The sequence below is a fragment of the Mycobacterium sp. genome (assembly GCF_032162105.1).
Classification (GTDB): domain Bacteria; phylum Actinomycetota; class Actinomycetes; order Mycobacteriales; family Mycobacteriaceae; genus Mycobacterium.
Map to the genome: position 1 here is coordinate 1 of NZ_JAVRPS010000065.1, position 19,920 is coordinate 19,920.

The following is a 19,920-nucleotide window of genomic DNA, read 5'->3' on the forward strand; positions in this document are numbered from 1 at the left end:
GCGCCAGTCGGTGATGTGCTTCCACTGCGGGTCGGCGAAGAACGGCTCCGGCGGTACGTACAGCGTGTTGGCGTAGTTGAGCGAGCCGCCGCCAACGCCAGCGCCCGCCAGGATCATCACGTTGCGCAGAAGGTGGATGCGCTGGATCCCGTACATGCCCAGCTTGGGCATCCACAGGAACTTGCGCAGGTTCCACGACGTCTTGGCGAACTCCTCGTCGGCAAACCGCCTGCCCGCTTCGAGGACGCCAACGCGATAGCCCTTCTCGGTCAGTCGCAGTGCGCTGACACTGCCCCCGAACCCCGAGCCGATGATCAGAACGTCGTAGTCAGGCTCCATCGCAAGAGTATGAACTTACCGACGGGTAACGAGCTAGCTAGGCTAGCCTAAGTCGCCCTGTTCGTGCAGAGCTACGACCCGACGGCCAGGCCGACCTTCTGGAACTCCTTGAGGTCGCAGTACCCGGCCTTGGCCATCGACCGGCGCAGGCCGCCGACCAGGTTCAGCCCGCCGAACGGATCGACGGATGGGCCGGTGAGCACCTGCTCCAGCGAAGGCCGTTCCCCAAGCGCCACCTGCAGCAGGGCGCCACGCGGCAGCGACGGGTGGGCGGCCGCGGTCGGCCAGAACCAACCGCCACCCAGGGCCTCCTCCGCGGCGGCGAGTGGCGTGCCCAGCAGCACCGCGTCAGCGCCGCACGCGATCGCCTTGGCCAACTCGCCCGAGGTGTGGATGTCGCCGTCGGCGAGTACGTGCACGTAGCGGCCGCCGGTCTCATCGAGGTACTCCCGCCGGGCCGCGGCGGCGTCGGCGATCGCGGTGGCCATCGGCACGCTGATGCCGAGCACCTCGTCGCTGGTGGTGACGCCCGCGGTCGACCCGTAGCCCACGATGACGCCCGCCGCGCCGGTGCGCATCAGGTGCAATGCGGTGCGATGGTCGAGCACGCCACCGGCGACGACGGGGACGTCGAGCTCGGAGATGAACGTCTTCAAATTAAGCGGCTCACCGTCTTGAGCGACGCGCTCTGCCGAGATGATCGTGCCCTGGATGATCAGCAGATCGATGCCTGCCGCGACCAGCGCCGGCGTCAGGGCCTGCGCATTCTGGGGACTGACCCGCACGGCAGTGGTGACGCCCGCGTCGCGGATGCGCGCCACCGCTGCACCCACCAGTTCCGGGTTCAACGGTGCGGAATGAAGCTGCTGCAGCAGACGGATGGCTGACGACGGGTCCGGCTCCTTGGCGGCCACCTCCAATACCTGGGCGATCTTGGCCTCGACGTCGACATGCCTGCCGATCAGGCCCTCACCGTTGAGCACACCCAGCCCGCCGAGCCTGCCCAGTTCGATGGCGAACTCCGGCGACACCAGGGCGTCGGTGGGGTGGGCGACGACGGGGATGTCGAAGCGGTACGCGTCGAGCTGCCAGGTCGTCGACACGTCCTGCGACGAGCGCGTCCGCCGCGACGGCACGATGTTGATGTCGGCGAGCTCGTAGGTGCGACGAGCAGTTCGGCCCATGCCGATCTCGACCAAGTCACGCATGCGTGTGGATCCCCCGGGTTCTCAGCGAGCGTAGTAGTTGGGCGCTTCGGCGGTCATGGTGATGTCGTGCGGATGACTCTCCTTGAGGCCCGCCGCAGTGATCTGCACGAACTGCGCCTGCTGGAGATGCTCGATGGTGGCCGAACCGGTGTAGCCCATCGCCGCCCGCAGGCCACCCGTCAGCTGATGGATGACGGTCGACAGCGGACCGCGGAACGGCACCCGGCCCTCGATGCCCTCTGGCACCAGCTTGTCCTCGCTGAGCACGTCGTCCTGGAAGTAGCGGTCCTTCGAGTAGGACTTGCCGGCGGCACCCCCAGCGCCGCGGCCCTGCATGGCACCAAGCGAACCCATGCCGCGGTAGCTCTTGAACTGCTTGCCGTTGACGAAGATCAGTTCGCCAGGCGCCTCGGCGGTGCCGGCCAGCAACGACCCCAGCATCGCCGTCGACGCACCGGCCGCCAGCGCCTTGGCGATGTCGCCCGAGTACTGCAGGCCACCGTCGGCGATCACCGGGACGCCCGACGGCGCACACGCGGCGACGGCCTCCAGGATGGCGGTGATCTGCGGGGCGCCGACGCCTGCGACCACCCGCGTGGTGCAGATGGAACCCGGGCCGACGCCAACCTTCACGGCATCCGCACCCGCATCGACCAGCGCGGAGGCAGCGGCACGGGTGGCGATGTTTCCGCCGATCACCTCGACGCGATCGCCGACCACGGTCTTGAGCCAGTGGACCATGTCGAGGACGCCGCGGTTGTGGGCGTGCGCGGTGTCGACGATCAGCACGTCGACGCCCGCGTCGACGAGCGTCATCGCCCGTTCGCGGGCGTCGCCACCGACACCGACCGCGGCACCGACCAGCAGCCTGCCGTCGCTGTCCTTGGTGGCCAGCGGAAACTGCTCGGTCTTGACGAAGTCCTTGACGGTGATCAGGCCGGTCAGCTTGCCGTGGCCGTCGACGATCGGGAGCTTCTCGATCTTGTTGCGCCGCAACAGACCCAGCGCGGCGTCGGCGGTGACGCCGGCCTGTGCGGTGATCAGCGGCGCCTTGGTCATCACCTCGGCGACGGGCTTGCTCATGTCGACTTCGAAGCGCATGTCGCGGTTGGTGATGATCCCCACCAACGAGCCGAGCGCATCCACGACCGGCAGGCCGGAGATCCGGAACCGCGCGCACATCGCGTCGACCTCGGCCAGCGTGTTGTCCGGCGAGCAGGTGACCGGGTCGGTGACCATGCCTGCCTCGGACCGCTTCACCGTCTCGACCTGTCCGGCCTGCTCGGCGGCTGGCAGATTTCGGTGCAGCACGCCCATGCCACCGGCGCGCGCCATGGCGATGGCCATCCGCGACTCGGTGACGGTGTCCATCGCCGAGCTGACCAGCGGCACCCGCAACCGGATGCGCTTGGTCAGCTGGCTGGAGGTATCGGCGTTGGCGGGCACCACATCGGAGGCGGCGGGCAGCAACAGGACGTCGTCGAAGGTAAGCCCGAGCATCGCGATCTTGGTCGGATCGTCTCCGCCGGTCGGCACCGGAACGGCGATGGGAAGGCTGCTTTCAGCGATCGACATGGGTGAGGCCTCCAGACGGCGCAGAACTAAATACCCATCTTATCGGGACTGCCGACGGTGGCCGGCCTCACACGACGTTCGGAGCTGGATGTTCGGCGTGGACGGCTGGCGCGATGACGTCGGTGCTGCGTAATGTGGAAGCGTGCGCGACCACCTGCCGCCGGGTTTGCCGCCCGACCCGTTCGCCGACGACCCCTGCGACCCTTCCGCAGCGCTCGACGCCATCGAACCGGGCCAGCCGCTGGATCCGCAGGAACGCGTCGCCGTCGAGGCGGATCTCGCCGACTTGGCGGTGTACGAGGCGCTGTTGGCGCACAAGGGAATTCGTGGTCTGGTGGTGTGCTGTGACGAGTGCCAGCAGGACCACTACCACGACTGGGACATGTTGCGTGCGAACCTGCTGCAACTGCTGGTCGATGGTACGGTGCGGCCGCACGAACCGGCCTACGATCCGGAACCCGACGCCTACGTGACCTGGGATTACTGCCGCGGATACGCCGACGCTTCGCTGAACGAAGCGGCGTCGGAATCCGACGGATATCGCTGAACGCTTAATTCGCCTCAGTTGCCGTTGCGAGCAGGCGGCGCGACGGTCGTCGTCACCACTTGTTCGGGTTCCTGCGGCGGTGCAGGCGCTTCCGACGGCGGGGCGGACTCAACCGGCGCTTCGGCCTGCTTGGGCGGGCTGGGCGCAACCACCGCAGGCGGCGCCTGGACGGTCGTCGGGGTGGCCGCGATGCGTGGCTGCGAGACGGGCGGTTGCACGCTCACCGGGGGCGGCACGCTCACCGGAGGCGGTGCGACGACGGCGGGCAATGCGCTCACCGAGGGTGGCACAGGCGCGGACGACGGCACTGACACCGTCGACGGCAGCAATGAGGACGGCGGCAAGGCGGCGGGCTGCCGCGAGGTCGTAGTCGTCGTGGTCGTGGTCGTGGTCGTCGGGGTGGACGTGGACGTCGGGGTGGACGTGGACGTCGGGGTGGATGTCGACGGCGAACTCGACGGCGACGAACTCGACGTTGGCGTCGTGCTGGTCACGATGACCAGGTCCGACGGCGGCGGCGACTCCGACGGTGAGGTCGGCGGCGTCTCCGACGGCGAGCTAGATGGCGAGGTCGACGAGTCCGACGGGGATGTCGATGTCGACGTCGAAGTGGACGAGGACGTCGTGGTGTCCTCGATCACCGGGACCGGCAACAGGGTCAGCGGCGACGACGGCAGCACCGGTTGCGGCTGATCGGGCGGCGGCAGCGTCGCTGCAGGATCCTGCTCGACCACCTTGAATGCCAACGCATTCCACTGCTGGACCAAGTCCTGCTTGTCTTCGACCCGATCGACGCTCTGCACCGTGGTGGACAGCGTCTCAAGCCGATCCTGCGCCTGTTGCCAGTCGCCCTGCTCGACCAGCTGCTGCACCTCGGCGAGCTGCTGCGAGGCCAGCACCACCTGGTCGTTGCGCGCCGCGGGCTGATCACCGAAGAGCATGCTCCGCACGCCGTAGAGCGTGTCGCCCGGGCCTGCGCCGTACACGGCCGCACTGAACCCACCAAGGACGAGCAGCGCCGCAGCGGCCGATCCGACGAGGGCCAACGAGGTCCGGGTGCGCTTGCGGGAGTCGAGGGCCCCGCGCAACGCGATGGCCGCATCGCGGGTCGTGACGACCGTCGTGACCGGGGTGTCGCGAATCTCGTCACGCCAGTCCGCGAGCAGGAACGCCAGTTCCGCCTCACTGGGATCGGTGGCGTACACCGGCTCGTTCGAGGCGAGGGCGTCGAGGAACCGCTCGTCGCGGCTGATGTCATTGAGCGACGGGTCTCCGCCGTTGCCGGTCCAGCGTCCGAAATCAGGCATGGTCGTGCCTCGTCGTGCCGATCTCGGCCTTCAGCCGGGCCAGCGCACGGTGCTGGGCGACCCGGACGGCGCCCGCCGTGCTGCCGACCGCTTCTGCCGTTTCCTCGGCGCTCATGCCGACTACGACGCGAAGGATGATGATCTCGCGCTGCTTCTCGGGCAGCGTGGCTAGTAGTTTGTCCATCCGGGCGGACGATTCTGCGTCGATCGCCATCTGCTCAGGGCCGGCCGCGGACGAAGCTCGGTCGGGCAGCGTGTCGGTGGCGTCGGCACGGTTTCTCCCGGCGGCGCGGTGAGCGTCGGCGACCTTGTGAGCGGCGATGCCGTATACGAAGGCCAGGAACGGTCGTCCCTGATCCTTGTAGCGCGGCAGCGCCGTGATGGCGGCCAAGCACACCTCCTGAGCCACGTCGTCTGCTGAAAGTCCACTTCGATCCGCTGTCCCGATCCTCGCCCGGCAATACCGGACGATGATCGGACGGATGGTCTCCAGCACCGTCCGGAGTGCATCTCGATCGCCTGCCACCGCCTCAGCAACGACAGAATCGAGACCATCTCCCGAACTTGTCATCGTGAGTGTTATCTCCAGTGTTACGGCTGAGGCGCACCCCAAAACGGTTGTGTCAGGTAAAGAGTAATGATCAGGGCGCCCCAACCGGCGTCAGCCGCCTGCCCACACGCCCCCTCTGCGGCGTACCGCATCGGCGGATTCGTCACGGATCTCGGTGATCCGATCCGGTGGGTGGACGGCACTGCCGACGTCGGCCAGTAGGCAGGCTAATGCCCAGCTCAGCGGCACTAAACCGAGCCGCTCGGTAACCGCAAGCGCGCCGTCGGCGACACGACGCGACGCGTCCGGATCGCCGGCGCTGCACAGCGCTGCGGCCAGCACCACATCCGACTTGACGGCGTGTCGCGCGGAGCCGGTCGACACCGCCAGCCCGGCGGCACGTTCGGCGTGGCCGAGTGCTGCGGCGCCGTCGCCGGTGAACATCGCCAACTCAGCCGACACCCAGCCGAACCGCACCGGCAATCGCCTCGGCGACGCGTCCCCGATGACCTCGCGGGCCCGCTGCAGCAGCCGTGCCGATGCCTCGAAGCGACCGATGCCGAGGGCATCGGCGGCCAGTCCGATCAACGCGTCGGCGCGCGCCTCGGCATCGGGCCCCGCCAGTGCGAGGGCGCGGCCGTCCCACGACCGCGCGTCGACGTGTCGGCCGAGCTGACGCAGAAACGATGCCCTCGTGCTCAGTGCCAGCGAAGCGAGCGATCCCGCCGCCGGCGCGCAGCCGAGGGCGTCCAGGTCGGCGAAGCCACTGGCGTATCGACCCTGACCGCCTGCGGCCACCGCACGCTGCCAGGTCTGCAGCGGCGTCGTCGTCGCGGGCAGTGGCCAGCGACCGGGATCGTCGCCGAAGGCGGCGCGGGCCAGGATGTCCATCGGATCGGGACGCTATCAATACGTCGACATCCGACGACGGGAACCCGGTACCGCCGGGCACGGGTACCAATGTGTTGCGGATTCAACATTGGTTAACAGTTGATGGTGGGCATGTTAATTCGGTATCAACTGCCTACTGAACGCTAGAAATTAGGGGCGCAACGTCGTTCGCTGCGAGCAGCGGAAACGGGACTCGTGATCATTTGGAGGCCGTTTCGTAATCACGCTTCTCGTTGCGGGAGGGTCGCAACGATGAACGTGATGTAAATTCTCCAGCTGCAGCTATGCCCTTGAGCACATGTTCGGGCTATTGACTGAATTTCGTGAGCCCTTCTACGTTGTGTGCACGAGTAGTCACTGGCGACACCGTGCTCGGATCGGTTCCACGAACCACGCCCTCTCGCTTTACGCGAAAGGGGTGCGCAGAGAGGGGTTTTCCTAATGCCACAGCCGCAGCAGCTACCCGGACCCAACGCAGACATCTGGGATTGGCAAATGCAGGGCCTTTGCCGAGGTGTCGACTCATCCATGTTCTTCCATCCCGACGGAGAGCGTGGCCGGGCCCGCGCACAGCGGGAGATGCGCGCCAAGGAGATGTGCCGGAGTTGCCCAGTCATTACACAGTGCCGCACCCACGCCCTAGGCGTCGGTGAGCCCTACGGCATCTGGGGAGGGCTGAGCGAGTCGGAGCGCGAGATGCTCCTCAAGCGGGGCATTCGCCGCACCGCCTGATTTTCGCAGCGGCAGCAGTCCGCGCATGAAACATGAACGAGGCCCATCCGGTTTCCCGGATGGGCCTCTTCGCGCGCCTCAGGCCGAGACCAACGGCTTCAGCGCCTCGCCGACCTTGGTGATGACCCCTGGCGTGTAGCCGTGGGTGGGCAGGTTGACGATCACGCCGTCGACGCCGACGTCGAGCACGTTGGTCTTGATCTGTTCTGCCACGTGCTCCGCGGTGCCGCGCACGACGCGACCGCCGGTCGCCTCGGCGACATCACGTCGGGTGTCGTGGTCGTCGAGCACAACGGTCAGCAGCGTCGAGGTTTCCAGCGTCGAGGGATCGCGCCCGGCTTCGTCGCACCGCTGCTTGAGCACGTCGACCTTGTGGCGCAGCTCTGAGATCGGGGTGATCAGGTTGAGGTGATCGGCGTATTGCGCGGCCAGCCGGAATGTCTTCCTTTCGCCGCTGCCGCCGAGCATGACCGGGATGTGGTCGCGGTAGCGAGGCTCGTTGATCGCGTTCTCGGTGCGGTAGTACTTGCCAGAGAACGTTGGCCGCTCGCCGTGCGTCATCGGGATGATGATCTGGAGCGCTTCCTCGAGTTTCTCGAATCGCTCGGTGAACGTGTCGAATTCGAAGCCCAGCTGCTGGTGCTCGAGCTCGAACCAGCCTGCACCGAGGCCGAGGATCGCCCGGCCACCGCTGACGACGTCCAGCGTCGTGATCACCTTGGCGAGCAGCGTCGGATTGCGGTAGGTATTGCCAGTCACCAGCGTCGACAGCTGGATGTTCTCGGTCGCGCTCGCCAACGCCCCGAGCGCGGTGTACGCCTCGAGCATCGGCTCGTCCGGCTCGCCAAGCGTCGGCAGTTGGTAGAAGTGGTCCATCACCAGGACCGTGTCGAAGCCGGCGGCCTCAGCCTCCTGTGCCTGCGCCACCACGGCCGGAAAGAGCTCGGCGACGGGGACGCCGTAGGAGAAGTTGGGAATCTGTAGTCCGAGACGAATGGTCACGGCTTTATTCAACAACCGGGCGGCGCGATTGGATTCCCGCGGGCCACTGCGCGCAGGGCCTCGAGCGCCGCAGCCGATTCGCTGTCCGGCTCAGCGCGATAGGTCAGCAGGTGCTGCCCGCCAGAATGCGGGATGTTGAACCTATTGCTGCTCAAATGCAAATCACCGGCCGTCGGGTGGCGCATATGAATCACGCTCGCCCGGTAACCCACGTCTGCGCGTGCCCATAGTTCGCAGAATCGCTCACTTACGGAAGATAATTCGTCGATCAGCAACCGCAGGCGCGGATCATCCGGATCGCTGGCCGCCGCTTCGCGCAACCCGCTCACGGCGACATCGGTGGCGTCATCCCAGTCCACGTAGAGGTCGCGGGCGGCAGGTTCGGTCAGCCGCCAACGCAGAAAGTTCTCGCCGGGGGCGAAACCCGGCGACAGTGCGCGAGCGAGCGAATTCGCGGCCAGCACATCCAGACATCGGTTGGCCACGATCGCAGGCATCGCAAACTGTTCGATCAGCTCAGCGCTGCCGTCGGCGGCGGTCTCGACCGTCGCGTGATCCCGACGTCCACTCGCAGGGCCGGCCAGCTGATAGAGATACTCGGTCGCCTTGACGTCGAGGCGCAACGCCCGCGCCAGCGCATCGAGGATCTGGGCGGACGGATTCTTGTCGCGGCCCTGCTCCAGTCGCAGGTAGTAGTCGGAGCTGATGCCCGCCAGCGTTGCCAACTCCTCGCGCCGCAGGCCCTGAACACGTCGCCGCGCACCCGCCACCAGGCCGACGTCCTCGGGTCGGACCTGTCCGCGCCGCGCCCGCAGGTAGTCACCGAGGGCGTTGCTGTCTGCCGCCACCCCGTCAGCCTAAGGCTGTCCCTCCCAACACCAGGGTCAATGCGGTGTCCCCTTCTCGGACACGAGGCGCCCATTGTCGATGTTGTGCCGTTTGTCGGACACCTGGAAGGAGCCGAGATGACCGAGCGACAGAACGTCGAGTTCGCCGGCGAAGACGACGTGATTCTGCGGGGCTGGTTGTTCGTGCCCGACAGCCCAGGTGCCCATCCAGCCATCACGATGGCCCACGGCTTCGCCGGCGTGAAGGAACACGGCCTGGAGCGTTTCGCCCAGGTGTTCGCCGCCGCTGGGTTCGTGGTCCTCGTGCACGACCACCGCGGCTTCGGCGCCAGCGACGGATCGCCGCGCTACGACATCGACCCATGGGTGCAGATCGCCGACTGGCGCCGCGCGATTTCCTTTCTGGAGAGCCAGCCCTTCGTCGATCCCGACCGGATCGGGTTGTGGGGCAGCAGCTATGCCGGCGGCCACGCGGTCGTGTTGGGAGCCACCGACCGGCGGCTGCGCGCGGTGGTAGCCCAGGTGCCCACCATCAGCGGGTATCAGCAGAGCCTGCGACGCGTCGCCCCCGACCAGGTCCCGGCGTTGGAGAAGGCATTCGCCGACGACGAACGCCGGCAGTTCCAGGGTGCGCCACCGGCCACCCAGGCCGTGGTCAGTGCTGACCCGTCGGTGCCTGCCGCCTATCGTGCGCCCGACGCCGTCGCGTTCTACAACCAGCCGGTCCCCGACGGAGTGTGGGACAACGTCGTCACGCTGCGCTCGACCCGTGCGGCGCGGATGTACGAGCCGGGCACCTGGATCGCCCGGGTTTCGCCGACACCCCTGCTGATGGTCGTCGGCCTGCGCGACACCATCACCCTCACCGACCTGGCGCTCGGCGCCTACGAAGCGGCTCTGCAGCCCAAGAAGCTGGTCACCATCGATGGCGGTCATTTCGACCCATACCTGAGCCGCTTCACCGAAGCCAGCGGTGCCGCGGTCGTGTGGTTCACCGAACACCTCAACACACCCGTAAACCACTTGGCACAAAGAGAATCGAAAGGGATAAGCCATGTCTGAACTGCACTACGAGGTCCTAGTCAACGACGGCGTGCGACGTCAGCGCGAGCAAACTCTGCCGGACGGCAGCCCGCTCATCTCCTCACCGATCGCCTCCACACTGATCTATGGCGATCGCGACGCCGTCCTGGTCGACCCGCCGTTCACCTACGAGCAGGTGCTACGTGTCGGCGACTGGATCGAGAGCTCCGGCAAACATCTGACCGCCGTCTACGCCACCCATGGACACGGCGACCACTGGTTCGGCACCGACCTTCTGCTGCAACGGTTTCCCGGAACGGTCCCGTATGCGACCAACGGCACGATCGCGATGATGCACCAGCAAGGCACCGTGGGCCGTGCTGAGCTGTGGGACGTCGACTTCCCCGGCCAGATACCCCCCAGCCCCGTGAGCTATCGAACCCTTCCTGTCGACGGGATCGAACTTGAAGGCCATCGGCTGCTGGCCGTCGAGGTCGGCCACACCGACACCGACGACACCACAGTGCTGCACGTTCCTTCCATCGGCCTCGTCGTCGCCGGCGACGTCGCCTACAACGGTGTACACCAATATCTGCTGGAAAGCGCCCACGGTGGGGTCGAGGCGTGGCTCACCGCCCTGGACAAGGTCGCGGCGCTGCAGCCGCGCGCCGTCGTGGCCGGCCACAAGAACAAGGACCTGCCCGACGATCCGGCCATCCTCGACCAGACACGCGACTACCTGCTGAACGCCCGCCGACTCCTCGCCGAAAAGCTCAGCCCCCGCCAATATTTCGACCAGATGATCGCGCTGTACCCGGACCGCCTCAATGTCGGCCCGGTCTGGTACACCGCCGTGGCCCTGCTACCGGAGCGAACCGGCGACTCGTCGATTCGTGACGAAGTCACGCAGTGGTTCTTCGACGACTACCTGACCACCTGGATCGGCGTCGGAGCAGGAACAATCCAGCGCGGTCCCGAATTCATCCTGGATTACTGGTCCGCGCCCCTCAGTTGGAGCGACGACCAGGGCAGCCGGTGGATTTTGGAACCGTCGGACGTGGTGGCGGTGCAACAGCAGTTGCACATCCGATTGCAGAACGAGGGTTACACCCACACGGCGGTGCCCGACCAGAAGGTGACGGTATACCACGACAACGGCGCGGCGATCGAAGTGATCTGGTCACGTCAGCGTGCCGACGGCACCGAGATCGAACGAGTGGCTGCGCATTTCGAGGTGGCGCGCGGGCCACACGGATGGCGAATTCTCGGCATTCAGGCCGCACCAACCACCAGCGACTCACTCAACACCGCATGGCCGCAAGCGAATTGAAGGGAACCACAATGATCATCGACACCGCCGACCTCGACCCCGTATCAAGCTACAAGCTTCTCATCGGCAGCGTGCTGCCCCGTGCCATCGCCTGGGTCAGCACCAGGTCTACCTCCGGAGTCGGCAACATCGCACCGGTATCGTTCTTCACCGTCGTCGGCAGATTCCCTCCGGTCCTGTCGATCACACTGCAGCCGCGCTCGGACGGGGTGACCCTCAAGGACACCTTCGTCAACATCCGCGACACCAACGAGTTCGTCGTGAACATCGCGTCGATAGGACAGGCGGACGCAGTTCATCGCTCGGCCCACGAATTCGACACCGACGTCGATGAATTCGACGCACTCGGGTTGGAAAAGGCTGCGTCCGAGGTTATTTCCGCTCCGCGTATCGCCGATGCCCCGATCTCCTTCGAGTGCGTCGTCGACCGCATCATCCCGATGCCGCCGTTGCCCGACCATGTGGTGTGGGGCCGGGTGAAGCGCATCCACGTGCGCGACGACCTGTACCTGTCCCGCGGCCGAATCGACGTCGGCGCACTCCATGCGTTCGGTCGGCTCGCCGGCGAGTACACCCTGGTCAACAACATCTTCACCACCCCGCTGCCCGACGAGCTCGTCGAAGAGGCCGGCTCGCAGCGTGCCGTCCGGCTCGACCAGCGCGACACGGATTACTCACCCATCGACACGGCCGAATGGTCGCCGTCCGGCGCAACGAAGACGGTGGCGTAATGACGAAGGTACCCAACGAGTTCCGCATCACCCGTACCCCGGCGGAGACGGCCGGTGCACCCACGGTCTTGTTGATCCACGGCTTCCTCGACGACGCGTCGGTGTGGGACGGCCTCGTCGATTCTCTGGCAGGTGAGGTCGGCGCCGTGCGCTACGACCTGCCCGGGTTCGGCACGCGCAGCGGATCGGTTGCCGAGGCGTGCGACGCGACGCTGGAGTCCCTCGCCGCCGAGGCCGGCGAGGTCCTTGCGGGAATCAGCGGACCGGCGATCGTGGTCGGCCAGAGCCTCGGCACGCAGGTCGCCGAGCTGGTCGCCGCGCAGCATTCGGACCACGTTCGCGGACTGGTGCTGCTCACGCCTGTACCGCTGGGCGGCACACAGCTGCCCGATGAGGTGGTCGCGCCGTTCGGCGCTCTCGGCGGAGACCGCGTTGCACAGCGCCGTTTGCGCGCACAGTTGTCGCCCCAACTCAGCGAGGAACAGCTCGACCGGCTCGCCGACATCGGCGCCCCCGTCGCAGCCGACGTTATCGCCCACTACGTCGACGTGTGGAACAACGGGCTGCGCAACACCCCTGAGACCAGTGCATTCGGCGGCCCAGTACTCATCATCCGTGGCGGCGCCGATGGTTTCGTCACCCAGCAAGTCGTCGATGCCATCAGCTCACGCTTCGTCGAACCCGACGTGAACGTCATCGATGAGGGCGGGCATTGGGTGCACGTCGAGTACCGCGGGTCGGTTGCGACGATGATTCTCGACTTCACCGATGCGATCGCAGGGGTGACGTCGTGAGCCGGCCGCTGGAACACGAGCTCTTCGTCACGGCGCAGATCCCACAGTCGGGACGCGGCCCGCTACCCGATGGCAGCACACGAATGTGGTCACCGATCACCTCCACGCTGATCATGGGACGCCATGACGCCGTGCTGGTCGATCCACCGCTCACCACAACGCAAGCCGCCGAGGTCGGTGATTGGATCGCGGCGTCGGGACGAAAACTGCGGCAGATCTACATCACCCACGGTCACGGCGACCACTGGTTCGGCGCAATTCCGTTGCTGCAGAGGTTCCCTGGCGTCACCGTGCTAGCGACGCAGGGAACGGCGGAACTGATGCGGGCGCAGAACGATCCACGGTTCCGTGCCGACTTCTGGGACCTGGTGTTCCCGGGACAGGTACCCGCAGGCGAGCTGACGGTGACCGTCGTCGACGAGCGCGGTTTCGACATCGACGGCGTCGCACTCGTTCCCGTCGAGGTCGGTCACACCGATACCGACGCGACCACGATGCTGCATGTGCCCGACGTGGGTCTGCTCGTCGCGGGCGACGTCGTCTACAACGGGGTGCACCAGTACCTGACGGAGTCCGGTGGCGTCACCGGGATCGACGAATGGCTCACCGCGCTCGACATCGCCGAGGCCCTGAGCCCCGCGACAGTGATTGCGGGCCACAAGGATCCACGCGCCGTCGACAACCCGTCGCAGATTCAGGCAACGCGGCGGTATTTGACCGACGCGCGCAGACTGCTCGAGTCGTCGGAATCCGCGCAGGCGTTCTATGAGGAGATGCTGCGTCTCCACCCCAACCGCATCAACCCCGGCGCGTTGTGGGGTGCGGCCATCACGCTGTTTCCAACGGCATGATCTAGACGTCGAGCGGATTGGCCTCGATACCGGCGAGTCGTGTGCCGCGGCTGCGGCGGCGAGCCGCCAGGCGACGTCGCCGAACCTTCCACGAGCTCCATTCGCCGAGCGCGACGCCGGCTGCGAGCGCGGTTCCGACCGCCAGTGCACCCAACACCGATGCGAACCCGACGGCGTGCTGGTCGTTGAGAATCGCGTAGATGCCGTGCAGCAGGGCCAGGCCCGGCAACAGGGGCACGATGCCCGCGATCGAAACGACCATGGGCGGTGCGAGTTTGCGGCGTTCCATCAGCCGGCCGACCAAGCCGATCGGCACCGCTGCGACGAACGACGCAACGACGGCACCCAAACCCGCGCCTTGAGCGAGCAGGAACGCGACGGTGCCTGCGGCACCGCCGAATGCCGCGGCTATTGCTGCGGTCCGTTCGGCATAGCAGGCCAGGGCGTAGGCCGCTGCGCTCGCCGCGCCGAACGCGACACGTGCAGGCAGCTCAGCCAGGGCAGGTGGGGCCTCCGGGCCAATGGCGACGAACGGCGCGCCGAAGCGGTTGGCGAGGTGCAGTACCAGCGCCACGCCTGCGATCGTCGCGGCCGTCATCATGAGCAATTCGAAGAAGCGGCCCGCGGCGGTGACCGGGGCACCCGAGATGACGTCGCCGACCGAGCCCACCAGCGAGAGCCCGGCGAGGAGTACGACCAGGCCGGCGGCGATGGCCACCGTCGGTTCGAAGTGCAAACCCAATTTGGGGCTCAGCCAGTAGAGCGCGAGCGGGGGCGCGGTCGCGATCGCCCCGCCGATCGCGTATCGAAAGAACAACGGCAGTCCGTGCCTGTTGAGTTGCCGGTTGACGAGATAGATCGTCATGGCGCTCAGAGCGCTGACCAAGCAAGCCAGCAGGCCTGCGCCAAGAGTTCCCGCCGTTGCGAATGCCAGCGCACCCCAGGCCAGGGTGGCGATCCAGCGCTTGTACGGGTGCGGCGCGATGATGATCGCGTCGAGTTCGTCGCGGGCTTGCGACGGCGATACCTCGTTGGCGCGGATGCGATCGGTCAGGCGGTCGACGGCCGCCAGTCGGCTGAAGTCGATCGACCGGGACTGCACGGTGTGCAGTGTGCTGGCCGCCGGCAGTGTGGGGCCACGGTAGGCAGCGACGTGAATCGTCGTATTGATGACATCGACCTCGCAACGCTCGATGCCGTACGCGGAGGTGATGGCCGTCACCTGATCCATCGTGGCGGTGGCCGGCGTTCCAGAGGCCATCAAAATGGCACCGATGGTTCCGGCCACATCGAGCACCTCACCGATCCGTGCGTCATACGACTCGTCGCGCTCGCTGAGCACCCGATCCGTTATCCGCGGCAAGCTGTCCGTCGGTGCCTCGGTTTCCCGAACGATCCGGCTCAAGACCTCGCGTTGACGTGCACGCCATGGCTGGCCCGCACGATCACGGGTCAACTGCACAGCACTTCCCTCCCTAACGACACCGACTGATTCCCTGATTCGCAACGAGCATGGGTCGACGGACGTTCCCCGTGTCACCCCGGAGCAACTGGTGTCTTCGCTCACAACGTCAGAGTAGGGACGAGGTTTGCGGCCGCGTGGGCGTTGACAGCAGCCAACGGAAACTGTTCTTCACCTAACCGTCGAGCGGGTTGGCCTTGATGCGTCCGGCAGCATTGTTGGCGATCGATGCGGCGGCAGCGCTGCCCGGCTTGCGTCTCGCCTGGTCTTCGAAGCACGCCAGGAACTCGCCACCGAATCCCAGCCTGGGATGGCGCGCGAGTATCTCCGCCCTTGCCTCCGCCGGGAACTCCTCCGGTCGCAGCCCGACAACGTCCCAGCTGGTAGCGACCTGCAAGAGGTGCGACTCGGGGTCGACGGTCGAAGAGACGTCGTCGCGCATGTGCAGCACGACGATGTCCATTGCCCTGGCCGCCCGATCAGCCGGCCAACCGGCCGCCGTCCCGAATACCCATGCCAGGTCCCCACCCGCCTCCTCGAACGGCACTCGGTGACTGTCGAATGATTCGGTGAGACCGAAGTCGTGAAGCAGCGCTGAGACGTAGTACAGCTCGTCGTCGAAGGCGATGCCGTGCGCGGCGCCGTACATCGCTCCCCACAGGTAGGAACGGACGCTGTGGTTGAGCAGCGCCGGCGAATAGAAGCGGGTAGCCACTGAAAGTGCAGCCGTCGCCGCTTGCGTCTGCGGAAACATACTCATTCTGTCTTCCTCTCTCCGGCAATGATTTTCGTCACCTGCCGTCTCCGTCCATGACGCGAATGCGTAACGCCGAACTCTTCGAAGATCTGCCGCAGTCCTTCGCTCAGCTCGACTCCGAATACTTGAAGCTCCGTCCACGGCGGCTCCTCGGCGAAGTGACCACAATGATGCTCATCGACCTCTCCGAGGATCGTTGCGCAGATCTGCTCGGGAGTGTCTTCGTCACCGGCGACGAACGACGTGATCCCACCCGTGTCGGATTCCCCATCGACGAATCGCGGTTCGGTCCGCGCCAGAATTCGCGGATATAGGGCGTATTGCCCGGTGAGTCGACAGTCCAGACGTGGAAGGCTCGAGCAAGGCGGGCAACTCGCGGACCGAAATTCCTGTCGACGACGAGTCCGACCTTGGTTCGAGTCTGAGACATGATCCGGCACTCCGCATTCGTGGCGTGGACCTTAGCCAACCATGGGCAGCGTAGTCGGTTGAGATATGGAGCTGCCCCGTATTCGCAACCGTAGCCCGTCGACGAAAACACCCCTGCTCGTAAGAACCGGGGTGTCTCCGTTTGTGCTGCTAGTGAGAGTGGCCGTGATGGCCGCCGCAGTGGTCCGGCTCCTCGGGCCGGCTTGTCCACCACCGCGATCTCGGTAGTCCGGAATGTAAGCCGGGCAGTCGTGTTCACCTCAGTTGTAGTCCTCCGGCCATCGGAAGCCGAGCGCGCGAATTTCCTCGGAGGTCGAGCGTCGAAAGTCGAAATACCCCGTCGTGCTGCAACTCTGACAGGTTTGCTCATTGCCGATTGACCCGATGACGGGACCGCACTGCCGCCCGGAGATGCCAAAAACCTCGCCGATCTCACCACAAATGAGAACCACGAGCCCGCAAGATGGGCAGGTGCTGAACTCCTGCGTGCCCTGATTGCAGCAAGGACAGCTTGCGTTCAAAAACCAGGCGGGGGGATGGATCTCCATGAGTCGCAACCTAACATCGCGGCGGCACGCCGTTTGTGATCAACCACCTTGCCGTGCAAAAACGAAGCACCCCTGGCCTTTTGACCGGGGGTGCTTCGTCGTTCAGTGGAACTAGTGCGCGTGACCGTGACCGCCGTGGCCGTGGTCCGGCTCCTCGGCCGGCTTGTCCACGATCGCGGTCTCGGTGGTGAGGATCATCCGCGCCACGGATGCCGCGTTGAGCACCGCCGAGCGGGTGACCTTGACCGGATCGACGACGCCGTCGGCGAGCAGGTCACCGTACGTCAGCGTGGCGGCATTGAAGCCATGCCCATTGGGCAGCTCCGACACCTTGTTCACCACCACCGAGCCGTCCAGCCCGGCATTGGTGGCGATCCAGTACAGCGGAGCCGACAGCGCGGAGGAGAAGACGTCGACACCGACTGCCTCGTCGCCCTTGACCGATGCACGAACCGACTTGAGCGCCGACCGGGCCTGCACCAGGGCGGCACCGCCGCCGGGAATGATGCCCTCCTCGACCGCGGCCTTCGCGGCTGAGACGGCGTCCTCGACGGCCTCCTTGCGCTTCTTCAGGTCGGTCTCGGTGGCCGCACCGACCTTGATCACCGCGACGCCGCCGGACAGCTTGGCCAGCCGCTCCTCGAGCTTCTCGCGGTCCCAATCGGAGTCGGTGGCCTCGATCTCGGCCCGCAGCTGAGACTTGCGCGCCTCGATGGCGTCCTCTTTGCCGCCGCCGTCGACGAGCACCGTGCTGTCCTTGCTGACCACCACGCGCCGGGCGGTGCCAAGCACGTCAAGGCCGACCTCGCGGAGCACCAAACCGACGTCGGGGTTGACGACCTGACCGCCGGTCACGACGGCGAGGTCGTCGAGGAAGGCCTTGCGACGGTCACCGAAGAACGGTGCCTTGACGGCGACGGCCTTGAGGGTCTTGCGAATGGCGTTGACCACCAACGTCGAAAGGGCCTCGCCCTCCACGTCCTCGGCGATGATCAGCAGCGGCTTGCCCGACTCCGCGATCTTCTCCAGCAGCGGCAGCACATCGGGCAGCGAGCTGATCTTCTCGCGGTGCAGCAACACCAGCGCGTCCTCGAGCACCGCTTCCTGGGCGTCGAAGTCGGTGATGAAGTACGCCGAGATGAAGCCCTTGTCGAAGCCGACGCCGTCGGTTACCTCGAGTTCGGTGTTCAGCGTGGAGGACTCCTCCACGGTGACGACGCCGTCGTGGCCGACCTTGGTCATTGCCTCGCCGACCAGTTCGCCGACCTCTTCGTCACGCGAGGACACCGTGGCGACCTGAGCGATGGACTTCTTGTCGCTGACCGGCGTTGCGGCCGCCAGCAGCGCCTCGGACACCGCATCGGCGGCCTTGGCGATGCCAAGGCCCAGTTCGATGGGGTTGGCGCCGGCGGCCACGTTGCGGAGGCCGGCCTTGATGATCGCCTGCGCCAGCACGGTGGCGGTCGTGGTGCCGTCGCCAGCGACGTCGTTGGTCTTCGTCGCCACCGACTTGACCAGCTGCGCGCCCAGGTTCTCGAAGGGGTCTTCCAGGTCGATCTCGCGCGCGATGGTGACGCCGTCGTTCGTCACGACCGGGCCGCCGAAGGCCTTGGCCAGCACCACGTGGCGCCCGCGCGGCCCCAGCGTTATGCGGACCGCGTCGGCGAGCTTGTCGACGCCAGCTTCCATCGCCCGGCGCGCAGTCTCGTTGAACTCAACCTGCTTACTCATGAATGTACTTTCTGCCTACGTAGTCGAGACATAACGCATGCCGCCCCGGAAATCACCCGCGGGTGCGGGGATCTCCGGGGCGGACATGACTGCTTACTTGGAGACGACAGCCAGCACGTCGCGTGCCGACAGGATCAGGTACTCCTCGCCGTCGTACTTGATTTCGGTGCCGCCGTACTTGCTGTAGATGACGGTGTCGCCCTTCGACACGTCCACGGGAATCCGCTTCTCGCCATCCTCGTCCCAGCGGCCGGGGCCAACTGCGACGACGGTGCCTTCCTGCGGCTTCTCCTTGGCGGTATCGGGGATGACCAGACCGGAAGCGGTCGTGGTCTCGGCCTCATTGGCCTGTACGAGGATCTTGTCCTCGAGTGGCTTAATCTTCACGCTCGCCACGATGGAGCCCTCCACTAAGTTGATCGGGGTGCGATCCGGGCTTGTTCCCGGACTCTCACGAATTTCCAGAATTACCAGGTGTTCGGCATGCGGCCGTGCCCCCGCGTCGTCGCCGCGGGTGCCGGCGTGGGGGTTTGTCCGCCTGCCACCTAGCACTCTATACACGCGAGTGCTAGCGCTCAAGAGAGGGTCGGCGCCTACCGATCTTCGAGATATCCACAGGTCTCGTATTGGTGAGCGCGAGCGACGGCGGTGCATCGTGTCGAGGCATCGGAGTATAGTCGAACACATGTTCGAGAGAGTCGGTGACGCGGGCCTGGTCGACGTCATCGTGGCCACGGCTCGGGCCAGCGCCATCTCGGACGCCCGCAAGTACGCCGCGATCGCCGAACTCGAACGCCGCCGCAACACCGGCAAGCACGAAAAGTGGGCGTGCGACGACCGGGATGCCGCCGCCGCCGAGATCGCCGCGGCACTCAACATCGGCCACGGCCGCGCTTCCGGAGAAATGGACCTGGCCGTCACCCTGCGCGACCGCCTCCCGAAAGTGGCGGCACTATTCGCCGCCGGTGCGGTGAACGGCCGCCGGGTCTGGCTGATCGATCAACGCACCCAGCTGGTCACCGACGCCGAGGCGTTGACCGCGATCGACGCCGCGATCGCCGAACGCATCACCGAATGGGGCCCACTCCCGGAATACAAACTCATCGAGTCCCTCGACCTCTGGGTCGACTCCATCGATCCCGGTGCCGTGCGCCGCACCCGCCGATCCGCCCGCAGCCGCGACTTCACCATCGGCGAGGAAAACGACTCGGGAACCACCCCGGTCTGGGGGCGGTTGATCGCCACCGACGCCGCGATACTCGGTC

The 19,920-nt window shown here is 66.3% G+C and carries 22 protein-coding genes; 9 read left to right on the forward strand and 13 right to left on the reverse strand.

The window, feature by feature from the left end; genetic code table 11:
- From QOC69_RS03195 to guaB, 3 genes are all read right to left on the reverse strand, one after another.
- Positions 1-339 (reverse strand): NAD(P)-binding protein (locus tag QOC69_RS03195; RefSeq protein ID WP_526436279.1); only part of this gene is annotated, 339 nt, incomplete at its 3' end.
- Positions 340-410: 71 nt separating this feature from the next.
- Entirely contained in the window at positions 411-1,538 is a 1,128-nt protein-coding gene (locus tag QOC69_RS03200; RefSeq protein WP_526436321.1) for a GuaB3 family IMP dehydrogenase-related protein, read from the reverse strand.
- Positions 1,539-1,568: 30 nt separating this feature from the next.
- Positions 1,569-3,122: an IMP dehydrogenase gene (gene guaB / locus QOC69_RS03205; RefSeq protein WP_526436281.1), complete on the reverse strand. Its 1,554-nt coding sequence runs from the start codon at positions 3,120-3,122 to the stop codon at positions 1,569-1,571.
- Between the two features lie 142 nt (positions 3,123-3,264).
- Between guaB and QOC69_RS03210 the strand changes: the two genes are divergently transcribed.
- Positions 3,265-3,669 (forward strand): DUF5319 family protein, encoded by a 405-nt coding sequence (locus QOC69_RS03210; protein ID WP_526436283.1) that lies wholly within the window; start codon positions 3,265-3,267, stop codon positions 3,667-3,669.
- A 14-nt stretch (positions 3,670-3,683) separates the two neighbouring features.
- Here the strand turns inward: QOC69_RS03210 and QOC69_RS03215 are convergent, their stop codons facing one another.
- From QOC69_RS03215 to QOC69_RS03225, 3 genes are all read right to left on the reverse strand, one after another.
- Positions 3,684-4,976 carry an anti-sigma-D factor RsdA gene (locus QOC69_RS03215; protein WP_526436285.1) on the reverse strand — a complete coding sequence of 431 codons (1,293 nt, stop codon included), beginning with the start codon at positions 4,974-4,976 and terminating at the stop codon, positions 3,684-3,686.
- Positions 4,969-5,547, reverse strand: coding sequence for an RNA polymerase sigma factor (locus tag QOC69_RS03220; protein WP_526436287.1), 579 nt, complete (start codon positions 5,545-5,547; stop codon positions 4,969-4,971). Before QOC69_RS03220 ends, QOC69_RS03215 begins: the two co-directional genes overlap by 8 nt.
- A 90-nt stretch (positions 5,548-5,637) precedes the next feature.
- Positions 5,638-6,417: a tetratricopeptide repeat protein gene (locus tag QOC69_RS03225; RefSeq protein WP_526436289.1), complete on the reverse strand. Its 780-nt coding sequence runs from the start codon at positions 6,415-6,417 to the stop codon at positions 5,638-5,640.
- Between the two features lie 441 nt (positions 6,418-6,858).
- On the opposite strand from QOC69_RS03225, the gene QOC69_RS03230 reads away from it, so the two are divergent.
- Positions 6,859-7,149 carry a WhiB family transcriptional regulator gene (locus QOC69_RS03230; RefSeq protein ID WP_526436291.1) on the forward strand — a complete coding sequence of 97 codons (291 nt, stop codon included), beginning with the start codon at positions 6,859-6,861 and terminating at the stop codon, positions 7,147-7,149.
- A 78-nt stretch (positions 7,150-7,227) separates the two neighbouring features.
- Here the strand turns inward: QOC69_RS03230 and QOC69_RS03235 are convergent, their stop codons facing one another.
- On the reverse strand, positions 7,228-8,151 hold the full coding sequence (locus QOC69_RS03235; protein WP_526436293.1) for an LLM class F420-dependent oxidoreductase: 924 nt from the start codon (positions 8,149-8,151) through the stop codon (positions 7,228-7,230).
- A gap of 8 nt (positions 8,152-8,159) precedes the next feature.
- Positions 8,160-8,999 carry a helix-turn-helix domain-containing protein gene (locus QOC69_RS03240; protein WP_526436295.1) on the reverse strand — a complete coding sequence of 280 codons (840 nt, stop codon included), beginning with the start codon at positions 8,997-8,999 and terminating at the stop codon, positions 8,160-8,162.
- 117 nt (positions 9,000-9,116) lie between these two features.
- Between QOC69_RS03240 and QOC69_RS03245 the strand changes: the two genes are divergently transcribed.
- The 5 genes from QOC69_RS03245 to QOC69_RS03265 are packed head-to-tail and all read left to right on the forward strand — an operon-like array spanning position 9,117 to position 13,728.
- Entirely contained in the window at positions 9,117-10,061 is a 945-nt protein-coding gene (locus QOC69_RS03245; protein WP_526436297.1) for an alpha/beta hydrolase, read from the forward strand.
- Positions 10,054-11,352, forward strand: coding sequence for an MBL fold metallo-hydrolase (locus QOC69_RS03250; RefSeq protein ID WP_526436299.1), 1,299 nt, complete (start codon positions 10,054-10,056; stop codon positions 11,350-11,352). The genes QOC69_RS03245 and QOC69_RS03250 overlap by 8 nt, the downstream gene beginning before the upstream one ends.
- A gap of 11 nt (positions 11,353-11,363) precedes the next feature.
- Positions 11,364-12,083 (forward strand): flavin reductase family protein, encoded by a 720-nt coding sequence (locus QOC69_RS03255; protein ID WP_526436301.1) that lies wholly within the window; start codon positions 11,364-11,366, stop codon positions 12,081-12,083.
- Positions 12,083-12,877 (forward strand): alpha/beta fold hydrolase, encoded by a 795-nt coding sequence (locus tag QOC69_RS03260; protein WP_526436303.1) that lies wholly within the window; start codon positions 12,083-12,085, stop codon positions 12,875-12,877. Before QOC69_RS03255 ends, QOC69_RS03260 begins: the two co-directional genes overlap by 1 nt.
- Positions 12,874-13,728, forward strand: coding sequence for an MBL fold metallo-hydrolase (locus QOC69_RS03265; RefSeq protein WP_526436305.1), 855 nt, complete (start codon positions 12,874-12,876; stop codon positions 13,726-13,728). The genes QOC69_RS03260 and QOC69_RS03265 overlap by 4 nt, the downstream gene beginning before the upstream one ends.
- A gap of 1 nt (position 13,729) precedes the next feature.
- Here QOC69_RS03265 and QOC69_RS03270 read toward each other — a convergent pair whose 3' ends face one another.
- Together QOC69_RS03270 and QOC69_RS03275 are read right to left on the reverse strand one after the other, a co-directional pair.
- Positions 13,730-15,133 carry a threonine/serine exporter family protein gene (locus QOC69_RS03270; protein ID WP_526436307.1) on the reverse strand — a complete coding sequence of 468 codons (1,404 nt, stop codon included), beginning with the start codon at positions 15,131-15,133 and terminating at the stop codon, positions 13,730-13,732.
- Positions 15,134-15,365: 232 nt separating this feature from the next.
- On the reverse strand, positions 15,366-15,950 hold the full coding sequence (locus tag QOC69_RS03275) for an HD domain-containing protein (protein WP_526436309.1): 585 nt from the start codon (positions 15,948-15,950) through the stop codon (positions 15,366-15,368).
- A 50-nt stretch (positions 15,951-16,000) separates the two neighbouring features.
- Here QOC69_RS03275 and QOC69_RS03280 point away from each other — a divergent pair, with 50 nt between their 5' ends.
- Positions 16,001-16,261 (forward strand): hypothetical protein, encoded by a 261-nt coding sequence (locus QOC69_RS03280; protein ID WP_526436311.1) that lies wholly within the window; start codon positions 16,001-16,003, stop codon positions 16,259-16,261.
- Between the two features lie 375 nt (positions 16,262-16,636).
- Here the strand turns inward: QOC69_RS03280 and QOC69_RS03285 are convergent, their stop codons facing one another.
- From QOC69_RS03285 to groES, 3 genes are all read right to left on the reverse strand, one after another.
- On the reverse strand, positions 16,637-16,924 hold the full coding sequence (locus QOC69_RS03285; RefSeq protein WP_526436313.1) for a hypothetical protein: 288 nt from the start codon (positions 16,922-16,924) through the stop codon (positions 16,637-16,639).
- Positions 16,925-17,035: 111 nt separating this feature from the next.
- On the reverse strand, positions 17,036-18,655 hold the full coding sequence (groL, locus tag QOC69_RS03290) for a chaperonin GroEL (RefSeq protein WP_526436315.1): 1,620 nt from the start codon (positions 18,653-18,655) through the stop codon (positions 17,036-17,038).
- A gap of 93 nt (positions 18,656-18,748) precedes the next feature.
- On the reverse strand, positions 18,749-19,051 hold the full coding sequence (gene groES, locus QOC69_RS03295) for a co-chaperone GroES (protein ID WP_526436317.1): 303 nt from the start codon (positions 19,049-19,051) through the stop codon (positions 18,749-18,751).
- A gap of 289 nt (positions 19,052-19,340) precedes the next feature.
- On the opposite strand from groES, the gene QOC69_RS03300 reads away from it, so the two are divergent.
- A partial coding sequence (locus QOC69_RS03300) for a DUF222 domain-containing protein (RefSeq protein ID WP_526436319.1) occupies positions 19,341-19,920 on the forward strand: 580 nt, incomplete at its 3' end.